At 45.7% G+C, this 18,641-nt stretch carries 18 protein-coding genes; 14 read left to right on the forward strand and 4 right to left on the reverse strand.

Going from position 1 to position 18,641, the window contains the following annotated elements; all coding sequences use genetic code 11:
• The first annotated feature begins 145 nt into the window (after positions 1-145).
• The 7 genes from recG to ACYX4W_RS04275 all read left to right on the forward strand — a co-directional run bounded on the left by recG (position 146) and on the right by ACYX4W_RS04275 (position 8,241).
• Entirely contained in the window at positions 146-2,218 is a 2,073-nt protein-coding gene (recG, locus tag ACYX4W_RS04245) for an ATP-dependent DNA helicase RecG (protein ID WP_476074776.1), read from the forward strand.
• Entirely contained in the window at positions 2,211-3,011 is an 801-nt protein-coding gene (locus tag ACYX4W_RS04250; protein WP_476074777.1) for a class I SAM-dependent methyltransferase, read from the forward strand. Before recG ends, ACYX4W_RS04250 begins: the two co-directional genes overlap by 8 nt.
• 1 nt (position 3,012) lies before the next feature.
• Entirely contained in the window at positions 3,013-3,486 is a 474-nt protein-coding gene (locus ACYX4W_RS04255; RefSeq protein ID WP_269917564.1) for a peroxiredoxin, read from the forward strand.
• A gap of 341 nt (positions 3,487-3,827) precedes the next feature.
• Positions 3,828-4,637 (forward strand): hypothetical protein, encoded by an 810-nt coding sequence (locus tag ACYX4W_RS04260; RefSeq protein WP_474802966.1) that lies wholly within the window; start codon positions 3,828-3,830, stop codon positions 4,635-4,637.
• 9 nt (positions 4,638-4,646) lie between these two features.
• Positions 4,647-5,681 (forward strand): extracellular solute-binding protein, encoded by a 1,035-nt coding sequence (locus ACYX4W_RS04265; RefSeq protein ID WP_476074778.1) that lies wholly within the window; start codon positions 4,647-4,649, stop codon positions 5,679-5,681.
• Positions 5,678-7,201, forward strand: a complete 1,524-nt coding sequence (locus ACYX4W_RS04270; protein WP_474802961.1) for an ABC transporter permease — start codon at positions 5,678-5,680, stop codon at positions 7,199-7,201. The genes ACYX4W_RS04265 and ACYX4W_RS04270 overlap by 4 nt, the downstream gene beginning before the upstream one ends.
• Positions 7,201-8,241 (forward strand): ABC transporter ATP-binding protein, encoded by a 1,041-nt coding sequence (locus ACYX4W_RS04275; protein WP_476074779.1) that lies wholly within the window; start codon positions 7,201-7,203, stop codon positions 8,239-8,241. The genes ACYX4W_RS04270 and ACYX4W_RS04275 overlap by 1 nt, the downstream gene beginning before the upstream one ends.
• 91 nt (positions 8,242-8,332) lie before the next feature.
• On the opposite strand, the gene ACYX4W_RS04280 is transcribed toward ACYX4W_RS04275, so the two are convergent.
• A complete protein-coding gene (locus ACYX4W_RS04280; protein WP_476074780.1) occupies positions 8,333-9,163 on the reverse strand; it encodes a mechanosensitive ion channel family protein in 831 nt (276 codons plus the stop codon).
• A 293-nt stretch (positions 9,164-9,456) separates the two neighbouring features.
• Here ACYX4W_RS04280 and ACYX4W_RS04285 point away from each other — a divergent pair, with 293 nt between their 5' ends.
• Positions 9,457-10,638 carry a BaiN/RdsA family NAD(P)/FAD-dependent oxidoreductase gene (locus ACYX4W_RS04285; protein WP_476074781.1) on the forward strand — a complete coding sequence of 394 codons (1,182 nt, stop codon included), beginning with the start codon at positions 9,457-9,459 and terminating at the stop codon, positions 10,636-10,638.
• On the opposite strand, the gene ACYX4W_RS04290 is transcribed toward ACYX4W_RS04285, so the two are convergent.
• Entirely contained in the window at positions 10,635-11,114 is a 480-nt protein-coding gene (locus tag ACYX4W_RS04290) for a hypothetical protein (protein WP_476074782.1), read from the reverse strand. The genes ACYX4W_RS04285 and ACYX4W_RS04290 overlap by 4 nt on opposite strands.
• A 220-nt stretch (positions 11,115-11,334) precedes the next feature.
• Here ACYX4W_RS04290 and ACYX4W_RS04295 point away from each other — a divergent pair, with 220 nt between their 5' ends.
• Positions 11,335-11,643 (forward strand): hypothetical protein, encoded by a 309-nt coding sequence (locus ACYX4W_RS04295; RefSeq protein ID WP_476074783.1) that lies wholly within the window; start codon positions 11,335-11,337, stop codon positions 11,641-11,643.
• 129 nt (positions 11,644-11,772) lie between these two features.
• Complete coding sequence (locus ACYX4W_RS04300; RefSeq protein WP_476074784.1) at positions 11,773-13,356, forward strand: diguanylate cyclase; 1,584 nt, start codon at positions 11,773-11,775, stop codon at positions 13,354-13,356.
• Between the two features lie 7 nt (positions 13,357-13,363).
• Here ACYX4W_RS04300 and ACYX4W_RS04305 read toward each other — a convergent pair whose 3' ends face one another.
• Entirely contained in the window at positions 13,364-14,248 is an 885-nt protein-coding gene (locus tag ACYX4W_RS04305; protein ID WP_476074785.1) for an ArgP/LysG family DNA-binding transcriptional regulator, read from the reverse strand.
• Positions 14,249-14,465: 217 nt separating this feature from the next.
• Here ACYX4W_RS04305 and ACYX4W_RS04310 point away from each other — a divergent pair, with 217 nt between their 5' ends.
• Positions 14,466-15,068 carry a LysE/ArgO family amino acid transporter gene (locus ACYX4W_RS04310; RefSeq protein WP_179981984.1) on the forward strand — a complete coding sequence of 201 codons (603 nt, stop codon included), beginning with the start codon at positions 14,466-14,468 and terminating at the stop codon, positions 15,066-15,068.
• A gap of 109 nt (positions 15,069-15,177) precedes the next feature.
• The gene (locus ACYX4W_RS04315) at positions 15,178-15,495 is read left to right on the forward strand and encodes a DMT family transporter (RefSeq protein WP_118490751.1); all 318 of its coding nucleotides are present in this window, start codon (positions 15,178-15,180) and stop codon (positions 15,493-15,495) included.
• 125 nt (positions 15,496-15,620) lie between these two features.
• Here the strand turns inward: ACYX4W_RS04315 and ACYX4W_RS04320 are convergent, their stop codons facing one another.
• Complete coding sequence (locus ACYX4W_RS04320) at positions 15,621-16,337, reverse strand: DUF1499 domain-containing protein (protein ID WP_476074786.1); 717 nt, start codon at positions 16,335-16,337, stop codon at positions 15,621-15,623.
• A 164-nt stretch (positions 16,338-16,501) separates the two neighbouring features.
• Between ACYX4W_RS04320 and ACYX4W_RS04325 the strand changes: the two genes are divergently transcribed.
• Together ACYX4W_RS04325 and ACYX4W_RS04330 are read left to right on the forward strand one after the other, a co-directional pair.
• Positions 16,502-17,173: a DNA-J related domain-containing protein gene (locus ACYX4W_RS04325; RefSeq protein ID WP_476074787.1), complete on the forward strand. Its 672-nt coding sequence runs from the start codon at positions 16,502-16,504 to the stop codon at positions 17,171-17,173.
• A 309-nt stretch (positions 17,174-17,482) separates the two neighbouring features.
• Positions 17,483-18,628 carry an efflux RND transporter periplasmic adaptor subunit gene (locus ACYX4W_RS04330; protein WP_476074788.1) on the forward strand — a complete coding sequence of 382 codons (1,146 nt, stop codon included), beginning with the start codon at positions 17,483-17,485 and terminating at the stop codon, positions 18,626-18,628.
• Positions 18,629-18,641 lie beyond the last annotated feature (13 nt).

The raw sequence follows: 18,641 nt of genomic DNA on the forward strand, positions 1-18,641 counted from the left end.
GCCAGCGTAAAAAACTGGCCTAAAGCGTACTCGCCAACCTCTCAACAATCCTTTACACTTCTTTTCCTATAACATGTTGAATAACACCAGCTTGTGCCTTTTTAAAGGTTAAGCCATTTATGTTTAAAAAGAAGGATGTCGTTTGATGCAAGCACTGGCCACTACACCCATAACTGCGCTTAAAGGCGTGGGTGCAAAGGTGGCAGAAAAACTTAATAAAATAGGCTTGTTTACCCTTCAAGATATACTGTTTCACCTTCCTCATCGCTATGAAGACAGAACCCGTATTTACAGTGTGGCTGAGTGCCGCCCGTTTACCCATGTAAGCGTGCAGGGCGAGGTAATGAGCGCCGACATTCAGTACGGCAAAAAACGCATGCTAGTGGTGAAGCTAAGTGATGGTACAGGTACTATAACCCTAAGGTTTTTCCACTTTGGCGCGGTACAGCGGTCAATTATGACGCCGGGCAACACGGTGCGCTGTTTCGGTGAAGTGCGTACCGGCAAGTGGGGCATTGAAATGATGCACCCCGAATTTAAGTTAGTGGACGAAGACGCACCGCCCACAGAAGAATCATTGACGCCGGTTTATCCCACCACAGACGGTGTAAAACAGTTAACCCTCCGCAACTTAACTGACCAGGCCTTAAAACTTCTAGATAAAGGAGCGCTGGCCGACCTACTGCCAGAGGGTATTTACGACGAGCAAATTAGCTTAAACGAAGCCCTTCATTTGGTGCACCGCCCGCCACCGGATGTAGACGTACACGAAATGGAAGAGGGGCTTCATCCTGCCCAGTATCGTTTGATATTAGAAGAGCTTCTGTCGCATCACCTAAGTGTGCTTAAAGTACGCAAGCTATCTGACGCACAGCCAGGTATTCCTATTAGTGTGAATCAGCCGCTTATCGATAAAATGCTCGCTCAGCTGCCGTTTTCACCAACGGGTGCACAGGCTAGAGTAGTACAAGACATTCAAAAAGATATGCAGCACCCTCGGCCTATGATGCGCCTTGTACAAGGGGACGTAGGCTCGGGCAAAACCTTGGTTGCTGCACTGGCAGCGCTATCAGCCATTGGGGCTGGCCACCAGGTGGCGTTAATGGCCCCCACTGAGCTTTTGGCTGAGCAGCACGCGAATAACTTCCGTGGCTGGTTGGAACCACTTGGTATTGAAGTCGGCTGGCTTGCGGGAAAGCTAAAGGGTAAAGCCCGCAATGAAGTTTTAGCTCGCTTAGAAGCCGGAGACATTCAAATGTTGGTGGGTACTCACGCTATTTTCCAAGAGAGCGTGAACTACCAGCAGCTAGCGTTGGTTATTGTGGATGAGCAGCACCGCTTTGGTGTACATCAGCGCTTGGCCCTTCGTGATAAGGGTGAACAGCAAGGTCGCTACCCTCATCAGCTGATCATGACGGCTACGCCTATTCCAAGAACGCTGGCCATGACAGCCTATGCCGATTTAGACACCTCGGTCATAGACGAACTGCCGCCGGGCAGAACGCCGGTACAAACTGTTGTGCTACCAGATACACGCAGGGCCGATGTGATAGAGCGAGTGCGTCAGGCCTGTAAAGACAACGGTCGACAAGCCTACTGGGTATGTACGCTTATTGATGAGTCGGAAGTGTTGGAATGTCAGGCAGCAGAAGATGCCGCGGTTACCTTGCGTACCGCATTGCCAGACTTACACGTTGGCTTGGTACACGGGCGGTTAAAGCCCGCTGAAAAAGCGCAGGTTATGGCCGACTTTAAAGACGGTAAGCTGGATTTACTTGTAGCAACTACGGTTATTGAAGTTGGCGTAGACGTACCTAACGCCAGTATTATGATTATTGAAAACCCCGAACGTTTGGGTTTAGCACAGCTTCACCAGTTACGTGGCCGAGTAGGGCGTGGTGCGGTAGAAAGTCAGTGTGTACTTATGTACCAAAGCCCGCTATCGAAAACCGCTACTCAGCGCCTAGGCGTATTGCGTGAGTCTAACGACGGTTTTTATATTGCACAGCGCGATTTAGAAATTCGTGGCCCAGGTGAATTTATGGGTACCAAGCAAACGGGAATGGCAGAGCTTAAAATAGCAGATTTGGTACGCGACGCCGCCCTTATTCCGAAAGTACAGGAAATAGCCTATACCTTGTGGGATAAATACCCGTCTCACGCTCAAGCCATCATAAATAGATGGATAGGGCATAAGGAGCAATACGGTCATGCTTAAAAGTGTGCCTTTGATTGATTGCGATGACGGCAACAGCGCTAACGCCAATAGCGAAGACGCTGGGCTAATTAGCGCAATTAGCGAAAAATGGGGCTTTCCCGTTGTTAGTAGCAGTGAAAAGCCCGTCGAAGGCTTGTACTTACAGGTGCAAAACGGCGTGCTAGGGCTTGCCGACGCTGGCGAGAAAAAAGTGAACCCAGTAGAGGTAGATTTTGCTTCGCCAGCTAGTTTGTATCGCAAGCAACACGGCGGAGGGCGCAAAGAGCCCATTGTTAAGGCCATTGGTCTTAAAGGCAATGAAGCATGGCACGTAGTGGATGCAACGCCTGGGCTAGGTCGTGATGCCTTTGTGTTGGTAAGCGTTGGCTGCAAGGTCACAATGATAGAGCGATCGCCCGTGGTTGCCGCTTTACTTGAAGACGGCATTCGCAGATTAGCACTTAGTTTTCCAGAACTTGCAGCTAAAATGTCGCTTCAACATGGAAATAGCGCTGAGGTAATGCAATACTTCACTGGTGAGAATGTGAACGCTATTTATCTAGACCCCATGTTCCCACATAAAAAGAAGTCAGCCTTGGTGAAAAAGGAAATGCGGCTGTTTCAGCAACTGCTTGGTCATGACCCAGACGCAGATGCGCTGTTACCGCCAGCACTCAAGCTAGCTACGCACCGGGTAGTGGTTAAACGCCCAAACAGTGCAGATGTGCTGGCAGGAATAAAAGCATCAATGGCTATTGAAAGCAAAAAACACAGATTTGATGTGTATTTGTGTCAAAAAAATCTAGGAGAGTAGCATGATACAAGTTGGGGGCACTTTGCCTGAAGTAGATTTTAGCCTTTTAGTAAATGGCGAAATAACTAACCCAGGAACGAACGAACTGTTTTCAGAAAAGCGCGTTGTACTATTCGCTGTACCCGGCGCTTTTACACCTACTTGCTCACAAGCACATTTGCCAGGCTATGTAGCGCTTGCTGATAAGCTTAAGGCAAAAGGTGTTGATAGTATTATTTGCCTAAGTGTGAACGATGCATTCGTTATGGATGCGTGGGGTAAAGCAAACAATGCAGAAGAAATTACCATGCTAGCCGACGGCAATGGTTTCTTTACCAAGCAAATTGGCTTAGACATGAGTACAGGTAACTTCGGTGGCTTACGTTCGCTTCGTTATTCTATGCTTGTAGAAGATGGCGAAGTTAAAAAGCTAAACGTTGAAGACCCTGGTCGTTTCGATGTAAGCGATGCCCAAACCATGTTAGATAGCCTTTAATTTTTAAAAGGCGTTAAATACTCAAAGCCCGCAACAATTGTTGCGGGCTTTTTTCGTTTAGTCTTTTGTGAATATTCATTAATTTATATATGCGTATACTTGGTCGCTATTTTCATTAAAATGTAACCCAATTATGATCTAGCGTTTTGCAAATTGCGTTGAATATCAAAGTGTTCAGCGAGGGTTAATGAACTTAATTGCATCATTGTGCGTTGAAAATGCAGTGAAATTAAAGGTTCATGTACTGCGTTACTTAGCGTGTAGCCTCGTTTAGTTACCTTTACTTGATTAATGATAATAAGTATCATTTGCGAGAAAAGACAAACGTTTTAGGAAAAAATATGACAATAACACTGAAAAAAATAAGTGCTTTAGTAATGGCTTCGGCCGTTACTTTTTCGATGTTTTCTTCACAGGCGCTTGCTAACGGTGCAATTGGTGATCACGTAAACAACTTGCATGCGCATATTGGTGAATACACCGAAGAAGTACATTGGTTAGAAAGTAAATTTGGCAGTGTTGTTGATGCGTATGAAGCAAAAGATAAATCGCTTAAAACCGACGCGCTAATTGAGTATTGGGAAGAAGTAGACTTCCACTCAGCTATCGAAACCCAGTACGTGCCTATCTATGCTTCTATTTGGCAAGGTATTTATGGTGTAAAGGTAGCTATTGATGAAGGTAAGCCAGTTTCTGACGTGCGCGTAGAGCAAGAGAAGCTAAATCATGCCTTGTGGCAGGCGCTAGGCGCAGTTAAACTTGCGTCTCAATATCAGAAGAAAGGTCTGGTAGGTAAAGTTCAAACCACTGAAAAAGAACCAACTACAGGGCCTGAAGTTATCGACGATATCAAAACACGTCTTGATCGCGTTGTTGCTAAATATGCAGAGCAGCTTCACGAGGTTGCAACAACACTAGTGCACGACACCTACCTTCAACGTTTTGAAGGTGTAGAGGGTGACTTGATTGCAAAAGACGCAGCCTTGGTTGAAGACCTAGAAAAAGATTTTAACGTAACGCTTCCGCAAGCCATTTCGAAAGATACTGGCGTAGATGCAGTACGCAAAGTAGTAGAGTCTATGCAGGCTAAACTTGATCGCGCTCGTACACTGCTAGTTGAAGTAGAACAAAGTCGTAAAGACGTATTTTAAGGAAGGGGTATGCAACGTAGAACATTCTTACAAGGCTTAGCAGCAGCCGGTGCATTGACTGGCTTGCCGTTTAGTTTTGCCCACGCCATGACCCAAACTGGCAGTGTGTCAGTTGAGTCTTTGCCTAAATTAGAAGGTGATCTCACCCTTTATTTAGGGCGTGGCGAAGGCGGCCTGTACGAAAATGTTCTAAAAGCCATTGAAAAGCGCAACCCCAAGTTGAACCTAAAAGTTAGACGCGGCGGCTCAGCAGCACTGGCAAATACCATTGTTGCTGAAACAAAAGCGGGCGTTAAACGCGCTGACTTGTTTTGGGCGGTCGATACAGGGTCTATTGGCGTTGTGACTGACGCAGGCGCTGCAAAGCCGTTGCCTGATGACTTGCGTTCGCAGCTTCGCGAAGATTTTCAGTACCCTAGCTGGTCACCGGTAACTGGGCGTGTGCGTACACTGCCGTATAACACAGAGCGCGTTAAGCCCGAACAAATCCCGGAAAGCGTGATGGCGTTAGCTGATAGCGATTTGAAAGTGGGCTGGGCACCGGCTTATTCATCATTTCAGTCTTTCGTCACCGCCATGCGTATTTTGGAAGGCGATAAAGCCACTAAATCATGGCTTAAAGGCATTAATAAGCATTCGAAAAAGTATGCGGGTGAACTTGGTGTAGTGATGGGCGTTGAACGTGGCGAAGTAGATATTGGCTTTGCAAATCACTACTACACTCTTCGCCTTAAATCGGGTAAACCAAACGCAAATGTGGCCCTTGCTTACAGCAAAGGCGATGCAGGTTGCTTGGTTAATGCGTCTGGCATTGTGGCATTAAGCGACGGTGACTTACCGGTTAACTTTATCCGGTATCTGCTGTCGCACGAAGTACAGTCTTACCTTGCTCGCGAGGCATATGAAATACCTTTGGTTCAAGGGGTTGAACCACCACAAGGCTTGGCGGATTTAAGCACGCTTTCGCCACCTGAAATGGATCTTCGTAAACTGGCTGATTTACGCCCAACGCTTAACCTTATGAGGGAAGTTGGCGTACTGTGACAAACTGGCCAAAGTCGTATCCACTGGCACTACTTATTGCGCTGATGGCTTTATTGCCCGTCGGCGTTTTGTTTTCTTTAGCTCAAGATAGTGCCCAGCTTTTCGATACCCATAACCTTCGTGTACTAGGCAATACTATTTCATTGGTAGTACTTACCATCATTGGTTCGGTGCTTATTGGTGTACCCCTTGCCTTTTTAACCGCCTATGTGCAAATGCCGTTCAAGCGCTTCTGGCTAATTCTACTTGCTGCGCCACTGGCGTTGCCTAGCTATATTGGCGCATTCGCCATGTACTTCTCATTTGGTATTGGCGGAGAGATTGAAAACGTTCTAGGAATTAGCACACCCCCTATTAGCGGCTTGTGGGGCTCAGCGTTGGTCATGAGCCTATACACCTATCCCTTTGTAATGATGACAACACGCTCGAGCCTGTTGAGTTTAGATGCAAGCTTAGTTAACGCGGCGCGTACGCTAGGTCTGTCGTTAGGTGCTAGCTTATGGCGTGTGGTGCTACCGCGCGTAGTAAACAGCGTTGCTGCGGGGGCACTTCTTGCTGCGCTTTACGCGTTATCTGATTTTGGCACACCCGCAATAATGGGCTTCGACACCTTTACCCGCGTTATCTTTGTTGAATATAACGCTTTTGGTTTGAGCCAGGCGGCTATGCTAAGTCTGCAGCTTATGGTGATTGTTGGGCTTATTCTGTTTATAGAAAGCCGAATAGGTGGGGCGCAAGAACGCCCAGGAAAGCACTTATCTTTATTTCCTGCACGCTGGCAGCGCAACCTCATGTTGCTTGCGACCATGCCCGTTGTATTTATGGCTATTGTACTTCCCCTAGCTATTTTCACGCTGTGGTTAGTGCGAGAGGGCACAGGTGGCTTTGAATTAAGCTATGCATGGAATTCAGCCCATGCGTCATTTATTGCCGCGATTGTGGCCGTGCTTCTTGCCATTCCGGTTGCTCACGCGGCTATTGCAGGCAAAGCTGGCCGCTTTATGGAGCGTATTACTTATTTCGGCTTTGGTGTACCAGGTATCGTTATGGGAACAGCGCTGGTGTACGTGGGCCTTAAGTACTTACCTGCGCTGTATCAAACTTTAAGTTTATTGGTTATGGCCTATGTACTGCGTTTTATTCCTCTTGCGGTGGGAAGTGTTAGAAGTACCGCCGAGAATATAGATTCGGGGTTGGTTAAAGCTGCCCGCGTACTTGGTGCTAGCCCAAGGGAAGCCTTTATACGGGTTACGCTGCCGCTTACCCTTCGTGGTATGATTGCAGGGGCTGCTTTAGTATTTTTAGAAGCCATGCGTGAGCTGCCTGCCACGCTGATGTTGGGGCCTACAGGTTTTGAAACCTTAGCCACTTACATGTGGCGTGTTTACGAGGCGGGTTACTTTGGACGTGCTGCCGTACCTGGCCTTCTACTTGTTTTATTATCTGGTGTGGGATTAATTCTCATGCTGTCGGGCGAAAGAAAAGCCCAGTTCACCGTTACCGAGGATGATCGTTCGTAATGCTTAGTGTAAGTAATTTGTCAGTGAATTATGGGTCTACCCGCGTTGTCGACAAGTTAAATCTTGAGCTTGGGCAAGACGAAATCCTGATGTTGGTGGGGCCAACTGGCTGCGGTAAAACGACTATTTTGCAGGCATTGGCAGGGCTTATCCCTATTTCAGAAGGTGCAATGAGCCTGGGTAAATGGGAAAGTACAGCAAGCAAACACGTGCCGCCAGAAAAGCGAAACGTGGGCATGGTGTTTCAAGACTTTGCGTTGTTTCCACACCTTACCGTTCAGCAGAACGTTTGTTTTCGCTTAAAAGATACTAAGCTTGCCGATCATTGGCTGAAACTGTTAGGTTTAGATAACTTCCGCGATGCTAAACCTGCACGCCTTTCCGGTGGGCAAAAGCAGCGTGTTGCGCTGGCAAGAACCCTTGCGCACGAACCTTCTTTTGTACTGCTAGACGAGCCACTTTCAAACCTTGATGCAGCGTTAAAAGACAGCTTGCGCTGGGAAATTCGCGATGCGCTTAAAAAGGCAGGCGTGCCCGCAATTTGGGTAACCCACGATCAGGAAGAAGCGTTAAGTGTTGGCGATAGAGTGGGCATATTAAACAAAGGCGTGTTGGAGCAACTAGACACACCTGAAGCCTGCTACTCTTCGCCAGCTAGCCGATTTGTGGCGCGCTTTATGGGTGAAGCAAGCTTCTTAACTGCAACCTTTGACGGTAGCGCAGCAAATATAGACAAGACAGTAGTAACTGAAATTGGAAACGTGCCGGGCACGCCGCTTCAAGGTGCTAACGGCAATGTGGATTTGCTCGTACGCCCTGACGATTTAAGCCTAGATGCAGCTCACAGCGAAACTAACTGTACGGTAGAGTGGGTGCGCTATGAGGGCGAAAGCAGACTTTATGCAGTTATGCTAGACAGCGGCGATGAACTTAAAGTACGTGTAAGCCATGAAAACGCCATTAAGCCAAATACTCGTGCGTTCGTTCAGTTAATTACTACGCATCCCTTAGCCGTGTTTCCTAAAAAAGATAAGGCGTAAGTCGGTTCATAACTGACTAAAACCAGAACATAAAAAGGGCAGCCAATCGGCTGCCTTTTTGCTTACTAGGACGTTATTACTTACCTGCGCGCTATGCGTTTTCGTTTACCACAATCACTTTACGGTGCGGGAACGGAATTTCAATGTTAGCTTCATCTAGCGCTTTCTTAATCTTCTCTGGCACTGAGAACAGAATATCGAAGTAATGCTCGCCGTGACAGAATGGACGCACAATAAAGTCTACTGAGCTATCGTTAAGGGTAGACACTTCAACAAATGGTGCTGGGTCTTTAAGTACGTGCGGGTGGTCTGCCAACACTTTGTCGATAACGGCACGAGCAGCATCAATGTTTTCGTTGTAGGCAATACCAAAGGTCATGTCTACGCCACGAATTTCATGGTGAGAATGGTTAACAATTTGCTCGCCCCAAATTTGGCTATTTGGAATGATAATTTGCTGATTATCGAAGGTTTGCAAAATAGTAGTGAATAAGTCGATTTCGGTTACTTTACCGAACTTACCCGCAGCATCGACAAAGTCATTTACTTTATAGGGGCGGAAGATAAGTAGCATGACGCCTGCAGCCAAGTTAGATAGTGTACCTTGAAGTGCTAAGCCTATCGCTAAACCTGCGGCACCTAACAGCGCAATAATAGATGCTGTTTGTACACCAAAGCGATTAAGTACCGCTATGCCAACAAAAGCAAGAATGGTATAGCGCGCTACGCTACCAAAAAACTTAAATAGTGTGTCATCAAGTTGAGGGTGGCTATTAGCAATAGCGACAATAGCGTTATACACCTTACTCGCTACCCATAGGCCAATTATTAAAATTGCCAAAGCAAGTAATATGTTCGTTGCCCACGCCAAGGCGGCTGGCAGGTATTGGTTAATATCAAGTGACGCTAAGAACTCTTCCATGGATACAATCCTCTGTAATTTGTGAAGTAGTTACTGCTTGTTTTGTTCGTTTGTTTGTTCGTTCAAATTGAGTTGCACCTCAATCTTGGAGCGTATTTATAGAGGAATTAAAATTTCTTTAGTATTGTTAAAAAGTATTAAAACCCATAATTTTCTACTAAAGAACTAGATTAAATTTACAGTAAGATTGGGCTTTGCGTTGTGCAGCAAGGCTTATTACGTATAATCCCGAACTCTTAACCTACGCTTGAATGAGCGTGAGTTTTTTTGGCTTGATGTAAGGTGAATACAAAGTGATTAAGCGCGATGTTATTGTTATTGGAGCAGGTGCAGCAGGGCTTTTCTGTGCGTCACAGGCAGGCGCGCGCGGGCGCAGTGTAGAAGTGCTCGATCATGCCAAAAAAGTAGGCCGTAAGATCCTTATGTCTGGCGGTGGGCGCTGCAATTTCACTAATATGTACGCTGGGCCAGAAAATTTCCTTTCGCAAAACCCGCACTTTTGTAAGTCGGCATTAAGCCGCTATACCCAGTGGGACTTTATCGGTTTGGTTGCTGAACATGGTATTGCCTATCACGAAAAAACCTTAGGTCAGCTATTTTGTGATGACAGCGCAAAAGACATCGTCGACTTATTACTTAACGAGTGTAAAAAAGCAGGTGTCACCATAACCACTCGCTGTGAAATCTCAAGCGTAGAAAAAGTTGAGGGTGGGTACTTACTAACTACTTCCAATGGCGAATATAGCTGTGAGTCTTTAGTAATCGCGACCGGTGGTTTAAGTATGCCAAAGCTGGGGGCGACGCCATTCGGTTACAAAATTGCGCAGCAATTTGGCCTGAACGTATTACCCACGCGGGCCGCTCTTGTGCCCTTTACCTTACACGATAAAGACAAAGAGACGCTGGCAGAGCTTAGCGGTATAGCCGTTGACGTGTACGCTAGCTGTAACGACACTACGTTTAAAGAAGCGATGCTCTTTACCCATCGTGGATTGAGCGGCCCGGCTATGCTGCAAATTTCAAGTTATTGGGAGGCAGGTGACAGCTTAAGCATTAATACGCTGCCTAATGATGATGCCACGGCACTTATACAAACTGCTCGCACCGAAACGCCAGATGCACTGCTTGCTACCTGCTTAAATAAAGTATTCCCCAAACGCATGGTGCAAAGCTTTATTGATTATCATAACTGGCGCAATGTACCGGTAAAACAGCTAACTCACAGCGAATGCGATGCTATTGCTGACACATTAGAAAATTGGCAAATAAAGCCTAATGGCACCGAAGGCTACCGAACAGCAGAAGTTACCATTGGTGGCGTAGACACCAACGAACTTTCGTCAAAAACCATGATGGCTAAAAACGTAGAAGGCTTGTACTTCATTGGTGAGGTAGTTGACGTTACTGGCTGGCTCGGTGGCTTTAACTTCCAATGGGCGTGGAGTAGCGGTTGGGCAGCAGGGCAGGTGGTTTAAAACGACATACCAATTGCTAACCCAGCAACAACGGCGCTTTTGTGGTTTCTGTGGTAATCGTAATGAAGCTGGGGCGATACGGTAAAACCCGACATTTCAAACTCGTACAATAAGCCTACTCGGGCTACTTCCATCTTGTGGCTGCCGTGAAACTCAACGCCAGGGCCTATTTGTGCGATAAAGTTATTAGTAATGTGAAGGTCGGCAACAAGTAGATAAGTATAAGCGTCTAAGTCTTCAAAGGCATATTCAGCAACAAAACCCACCCCTAAGAAATCACTTAGCCGGTATTCATAATCGATGCCCAATGTGAATGCGTTACCACATTCTTTCGTGTAGGTTGTGCCCACAAGAGCAGACAAGTGATGAGGGGACGTTTCCCAATGATGAGCATTTCCTTTTGCTGCCCCCTTAGCTGTAACAAGGGGAGCAAACGCCAAGACTGTTATCATTCCCAAGGCTATTTTTACTCGCATAGTGATGCTCGCTTACGTTTGTCTGTGACTTCCTGGAAAGTTTAACTTCCAGCACTTGATAAAGCGTAGGTGGTATATGGCGTTCTCACCAATGAACTTTAGTTGCAGTTATCGATAGTACTAAGAGCGAGGGCAACGCGACATTTAGCTAACTTTGATGGCGCTATCTAAAACTAGCAAATGCCGCTATGGTATACCGGCGAATAAAAGGAATGCGAAAATGCAAAACGAGAGTGAAAAACAACTATTTTTAGACGCTTGCAAAGAGCAACTGGTAAGCCTTTACAAAGCAAGTAAAGATGGGAAAAAGGTAGAGGCAGAAAAGTATCGCGTGCAAGGATTCATGCACGCCGGTGAAGTCATAGGCTTAATCAGCAAAGAAGAAGGTAAGGCCCTTATAGCCGATTTGCACATGGAAGTATTTGGGGAAACCATTAATGAAAGAGCGCAGAGAAAGCGCAAACTCGATGCATTAAAAGAGTCAGACTTAGATGCTTACTTTGCCATACCCGCCATTGAACGACGTTAAATAAAAGTAAAATTTTTCGAGCGAACTTAAATTTATAAACTAAACTTAATGTGTGTTGGTTTTTATACCTAAATATAACCGAGCATAACTTATCTTAGTGTAATAGCCGTACAGGGATATTTTTGCTACATGGATTTGGCTGCGGTACCAGTAGGAAGCAAATCTATGACATGGCGTGTGTCAGGTAATTTTATTCGCTTATTATTAGGGCTTGTCTTATGTGCAGCAAGCTCTTACTCGCTTGCTAAATGTAACTTCAAAAACGAAATTGATGCATCCACTTCAACAACCTTTCTTCTTAAAGCGGGTGATCAGCGGCTTGCGTTGAGCTGTAATGTCGATGCGCAATATGTTCTGTATTTTCCGCGTAATTATATTAATTACAACCAGCTATACGATAGCAAAATGCGCAAAGTTGAAAGATTACCTAGTGCCTTTGAAGCATACATAATCAACAATTCAAACAACCGCTTTTATTTAGATATCAACGCACAGGTGGAACGCCGCGTATCGGTCAAGGTGACGCCGCTTGGTGATTTTCATAAATTTGCTTCTATTCACACTCTCACAATGAGCTTATTTATTGGCTTTTGTTTGGCACTTACTCTATACGTAGGCATGCTGGGGGCAAGTATGCGCAACTATGGCCTGTATTCGTATAGCTTCTACGTTTTCAGTGCTGGCGTATTCTTTTTGCTCCAAGAAGGGCTGTTGAACATTGTATTTCCGCAAGTCGCTTTGCTTGCGAATTTCCAACTGCATTTACTATTTGCTGGAATTACCCTTTTTGCAGGTGTGAAATTCTTAGATCAGCTACTTGATTTTAAAACGCTTCTAAAAGGTTGGCAGCGCCAATTTATGCTTGGAATGGCATGTGCAGCACTCGCGCTTTCTGTCGTTCAGTTGATTCTTCCAGGCTCAGATGCCATGAAAATTAACAGCATGTTGAGTCTGATTACACTTATTACTATGACGTGCACGCTATCAAGTTGTGTTTATGCTGCCTATCGTAAGGTGCATTGTGCAAATTTAGTAATGCTTGGGATTGCAGTGATGGTTTTGTCCATGCTTTTCCGTTTGGTTTTTACAGAAGTATCGCCATTTTTATATCGATACTCCCTTGTATTAGGGATAACTATCGAGGCCTTTATTTTTGCCATTGCAACGTCAAGAAAAGTGAAAAAGCTTAATGACGACAGGCTTAGTGCATTTAAACGCGCATCTACAGACTCTTTATGTAATGTGTTAAACCGCGCCGGTTGGGAAGGCGTAGCGCAGACGCTGCTGAATAATTTCAACAAAGAGGGTGGCTACTTAACACTGCTTTTCATTGATATTGATAAATTTAAAGAGATTAATGACCAATATGGACACCACGCAGGAGATAAGGTCTTGCAGGTGGTGGCAAAAATTTTAATGAGTCGCTGTCGCGAGCAAGACGCCGTGGGGCGCCTAGGAGGCGATGAGTTTGTGGTATTAAGTCACTGCTATAGTGAAGGTCAGTCTGAGCGATTGGCCGCCCGCATTGAGGAAAGCTTATCCGAGCGTGATATCAGAACAGAAAATGTGGTGATAAACACCACGGCGAGTGTAGGTGCTTACATCACAAAAGAACGCTACAAAGACTTGCCGAGTTTGCTAAACAAAGCCGACAAATTGATGTATAGCGTCAAAGAAAAGCGTAAAAACGCGGTGTTTGCTACTAGCTCTTGATGTGGCGTTATCTTAATTGTGCCTTCGCGACCTGTTTTACAGCTTTAGTGAGGTCGGCAAGCGCAGCCGACTCGAGCGTTGCATAGTGCCAAAAAAGAGGAACAGCTAGCGCCTTGTCTGGGAAAAGCGCAATAAGCTCGCCTTCTTTCACTTCTTGTGCCACCTGAAGAGTCGGGAGTAGGGCCCACACCACGCCGTCCAGTGCCATTTTTACAAACCCATGAGACGAGGGATACCAGTGACACGTGGTAAAAGTAGGCGAAATATTTAAACATTCCCTTTGATAGTCAGTAAGTAACGTAACATCGTATTCATCATATAAAAGGCCTGGCGTATTCATCACGTTGTCAGGCGTTATGCCCTTGTGAAGATATCGCTCAATAAACCGTGGTGACGCATAAAGTTGATAGCGCATGGTGCCCAGTCTTACCGATTGCCCGCCAGTAACCGGTGTACCTGTTTGACTAATACATGCCATAACGCGACCTTGCTGAAGAATGTCTCGTGTTTGGGTTTGATCCGCGTTAACAATGTGAACTGGGTTGGCCCGCTTATCGCTGAATGCTGCCATAACTTGCGAAAACCAAGTAGCGAGCACATCGTTATTCACCGCTACGCTGATAGGTACCGCCGAGGCTTCTAAACCACTTTTTATATTCAGCGCTTCTTCTAGCACACTCACTTTTTGTATATGCGCTAGCAATTCTTGCCCTAACGGTGTAGCACGAAGGGGCTTTGTTCGCACCATAACAGGCCCGCCCACGCTTTGTTCAAGACGTTTAATTTTTTGCGACACCGCAGACTGCGTAAGGTTTAGCGCCTGAGCGCCTTTTTCAAAGCCACCATAGCGCAGTACTTCATGAAAGCATCGAAGGGCATCGTAATCGAGCATTTTTTAGAACCTGTGAAAGGAAAGTTAAAGTTATTAATTTTACTTATTGAATACAAGTATCATTAATTTAATTAAGTATCGCAAGCTGTATAAAATAGCGCCACTTCAAATTCTTGTTTGGCCGGCTACACCTAACGTTAGGCACCATAAAGCCAAGCAGCGAAAGACCGAGCAATAGAAGCGTACTTTCAATTTATTATTTTAAGAGGCATTTGGCATGTTAGCGGCAGCAACGAGTGGTTTTGTAATGGGCGGCACCCTTATCATCGCAGTAGGTGCGCAAAACAGCTTTCTGATTGAGCAGTCCATGAAAAAACAGTGGACCACACTATTTGTCTTACTGTTTATTCTAAGCGATGCCATTTCGATTAGCTTAGGCGCTATGGGATTCGGCTTATTGCTGCAAGAGTACCCAATGCTAGTTACGGTAACTAAGTGGGCTGGCGTAGCCTTTTTGTTGTGGATAGCGTTTAACAAAATAAAGTCTTCGCTGGCTAATGATGCCCTTGTATTAGAGATGGCACAAAAGCAGCTGTCGTTTAAAAAAGCGCTACTTATTGCGCTAGCCGTAACTTGGCTAAACCCACACTTTTATTTAGATACATTGCTGCTAATGGGTAATTTGGCGAGCCAGTGGCAGGAAAATAAATGGTGGTTTGTGGGTGGTGCGATAGGTGCGTCTATTGTGTGGTTTATTGGTTTAAGTACGCTTACAGCACGTTTTGCCCATCATATGCAGCGGCCCAATTTTTGGCGTTGGTTTAACCGTTTAAATGCTGCGGTTTTGGGGATGGTAAGTATCCAGCTGGCGAGCCTTTAGTGAAAAAACGCTGAATAGCAAAATACTAAGGTGCGTTGAGTATCTTGCTTTCAACGAATAAGTATACTTTTACAAATAAGCCAAACCTGCTGTTTTGAAGGATACATAAGTGAGCTGGATTTATTTGATTGTTGCGGGCTTACTGGAAATTGGATGGCCCGTAGGACTTAAGATGTCGCAAGAGGCGGAAACCCGCATTATGGGAATTCTGCTAGCCATAGGTTTCATGGCTGCCAGTGGTTTTTGCCTTTGGATGGCACAAAAGCAAATACCCATAGGTACAGCGTATGCTGTATGGACAGGGATAGGTGCCGCGGGCACATTTTTAGTAGGCGTAATGTTTTACGGCGACCCGTCGTCCTTAGCGCGTTACTTTGGCGTGGCGCTTATTGTGGCCGGCGTTGTGGTACTCAAACTCGCGCACTAGTACTCCAAAACCGAGTTCTGGTTTTAATGGGGGTGTTTAGCCCGTTTGATAGGTTGATAAAATAAAAAGCCCGACAGTGATTAACTGTCGGGCTTTTTATTTTGCGTTTGATTTTCTAGGTGAGCTTATTGATAACCTAGCTGGTTTCGTAGCTCTGCCATAAAGGTTTCGATGCGTTCAGCATTTTTGCCCAAGTCACTTTTACCTACGCGCGACTTACTGCGAATATCAACAAGGGTATCGTCGCTCTTAACTGTCAAGCGAATGACCACATCATCCTTAAACCCGAACCACGCCGTTGTATCTGTGGCTTCTAGTGTGTTTGGCAGTGCGCCCTCATTTACGCGTTCCCAACCCAGAGCTTCTATGGCTTTTTCAGCAGCCATATACACCTGATTTGTAGGTTGAGGAAGCAGCTGAGTTTTAATTTCAGGGTATGCTTCAAGCTGTTGCTTCGTCACATCACCGCCTTCATAGGCAATAGAATTTGGCGCACCTTCTCTAAGCGGTGCAATGGCAACAAATTCAGGCGGGTTCGTTACGTCGGTGGTAATATCGTGAATTGGCGGTACGGCGCTAGCCTTGCTCATCATGCTAACGGGCATGCCAACGGCTACTAGAGCAAGAACAGCACATATAAATGTACTACCCCAACTTACGTTCTTACGATTAATTAATACTTGTAGAATAATCAGTATCAACGCCGCACCACCTACGTATACACCAAAGCGTAGTGACGTAAATGCGGTGCCTAAACTGACACCAGCATACTGATATAGTGGTCCGGGTAACACCACCATCAAAAAACCAACAATACTGGTAAGGGCAATGAGTGCTTTCAAGGGAACTCCAAAGTTATTCTTTTTAGTTTGACCAACCTACTTTAACAGCGAAAGCGGTAATTTGGTTTACTTTCGTTAAAGAAAAATTCGACTAGGCCCGCGGGTAACATATTTGTACACTGGTCCTGTCTTTTTTATCGGCATCAAGTTATAGGTACCAGGTTTTGTATACACAACCGGACGCTAGCCACACGTACGCAATGCAAGCTGAACTCCTCGTTGATATCTTATCGACGCAAAAAAGCCAGTTTATCAATGGCATTACGGAATATGCGCTTATTGAAATATTAAAAAAGCCGCCTTATCAGCTTTTCGATGAAGATGCTTTGCGTGACCCGCTCATGCTTTTTAAAACGCACTTTATTCTGTTTCATGCACTGTATCAATTGAGGCAGTATTGGATAGAACAAAACGAAGGTGTGTTAGAGATTCACGCACTTGGCATAAAGCTAAACCTGTTTAATGAGCGTCATTTGACGCAAAGCAATAATGGTTTAGGTGTGACGACGCTGGAAAACCCTGATCCACTTGCTGCGTACTATCTAAATTGGGAGAATTTTGAAGAGGCTGATCGCGATACGGTCGATAACCTGCTAAACGCGTTTTGGGAAAGGATGCTGAAGGGAGATACTGTCAGCTATAAGCAAGGTGATATTGAAAAAGCGCATGCTGTACTTGGTCTTTCCCTGAACGAGCCTGTCACGCTGCTGCAGTTAAAACGTATCTACAAACGCTCGCTGCAATCGGCGCACCCTGACAAAGGTGGAACACAGCAAGATGCTCAAGCGGTCATTCACGCCTATCAAACTCTTAGCCGCTATTATTCGTTTAAATAGAATGTGTATTGGCGTTTAACTTCGTATTATTCGCATAATGTATACAGGCTTCGGTAATTGACCGACAACATCGGTAACTTCAGCTTCATTGACTTTTCTTGTATGTGATAAATGCGCACAATATGACCTATAAGCGCGTAGATTCGTATCAATGATCGCTTAACTATGCCACGTCTTTTTCGATTGTCCTCACGTCCAAGCTATAGGAGCAGGATGAATCGGCGCATTGGAAGCAAAACTTACGTTTAATTTATCCGTATAGAACGCAAATCGCGTTCTATGTGAAAGTTATTGGGAAATAGAAAATTTATGAGTCGCATTTTTTATGTTACTGCAGCACTAATAACACTATTAGGTGTTACTGGGTGTTCGAATGAAGGCGAGCAAGCACAGCAAGGTGCTCAGCAAGGTATGCCTGCACCATCGGTGTCGGTAGTTACGCTGAAACAGCAACCTGTAGTACATGAAATGGTGTTACCAGGGCGAGTAAGCCCGTCGCGCCAATCGCAAGTGCGACCTCAGGTGGATGGTGTTATCACTGAGCGCTTGTTTGAAGAAGGCGCTCATGTGGAAAAAGGGCAGCAACTGTATCAAATTGATGAGGCACGTTACCTTGCCCAATTAAACAGCGCAAAAGCGGATCTGAAAAGCGTTCAAGCAAATCTAAAGACCTTGGAAGCTAAGGCGCGACGTTACGACGACCTTGTTGCACAAAATGCAGTAAGTAAGCAGGAATACGATGACGTAATTGCGCAAAAAGATCAGGCGCAAGCCGCTATCAGCGTGGCGGAAGCAGCAGTAGATGTAGCAAAGGTAAACATGGGCTATACCAAGGTTTACGCGCCTATAGGCGGACGAATTAGCCGTTCATATGTTACCGAAGGTACATTGGTTACCACGAACCAAGCCCAGCAGTTAGCCACTATTACTCAGTTAGACCCAGTTTATATTGATATGCAGGAGTCTGGTGCGTCTATCATCACGCTGCGCCAGTCTATGCGTAAGCAAGGCTCAATGGATGTTGAGCTGACTGTAGATGAAGTTACTGGCAAGCGTTACGAAAAAACAGGCAGCGTGAAATTTTCAGAAGTGACCGTAGATGAATCTACGGGCTCGGTTACCCTTCGCGCCGAAATGCCAAACCCTGATGGTGTGTTGCTTCCTGGCTTGTTTGTAAAGGGCCATGTCATTACCGGTCGTGAAAATGCGCTTTTGGTTCCTCAGCGCGCGACGACTCGCCAGCCTGACGGTTCGCTCTCGGTTTACGTAGTGAACCAGAACAACGAGGTAGAAGGCCGAACCTTAGAAATCGGTAAGATATATCGTGATCAGTACGTGGTGATAAGCGGCGTAAATGAAGGCGAAAAAGTCATTGTAACTGGTTATCAAAAGGTAAAGCCTGGGGCGAAAGTTAACCCGTCAGAATGGCAACCATCTTCACGCGGCTCACGATAGCAAACAAGGGATT

The sequence above is a fragment of the Alteromonas sp. ABH4_454 genome (genome assembly GCF_056311775.1).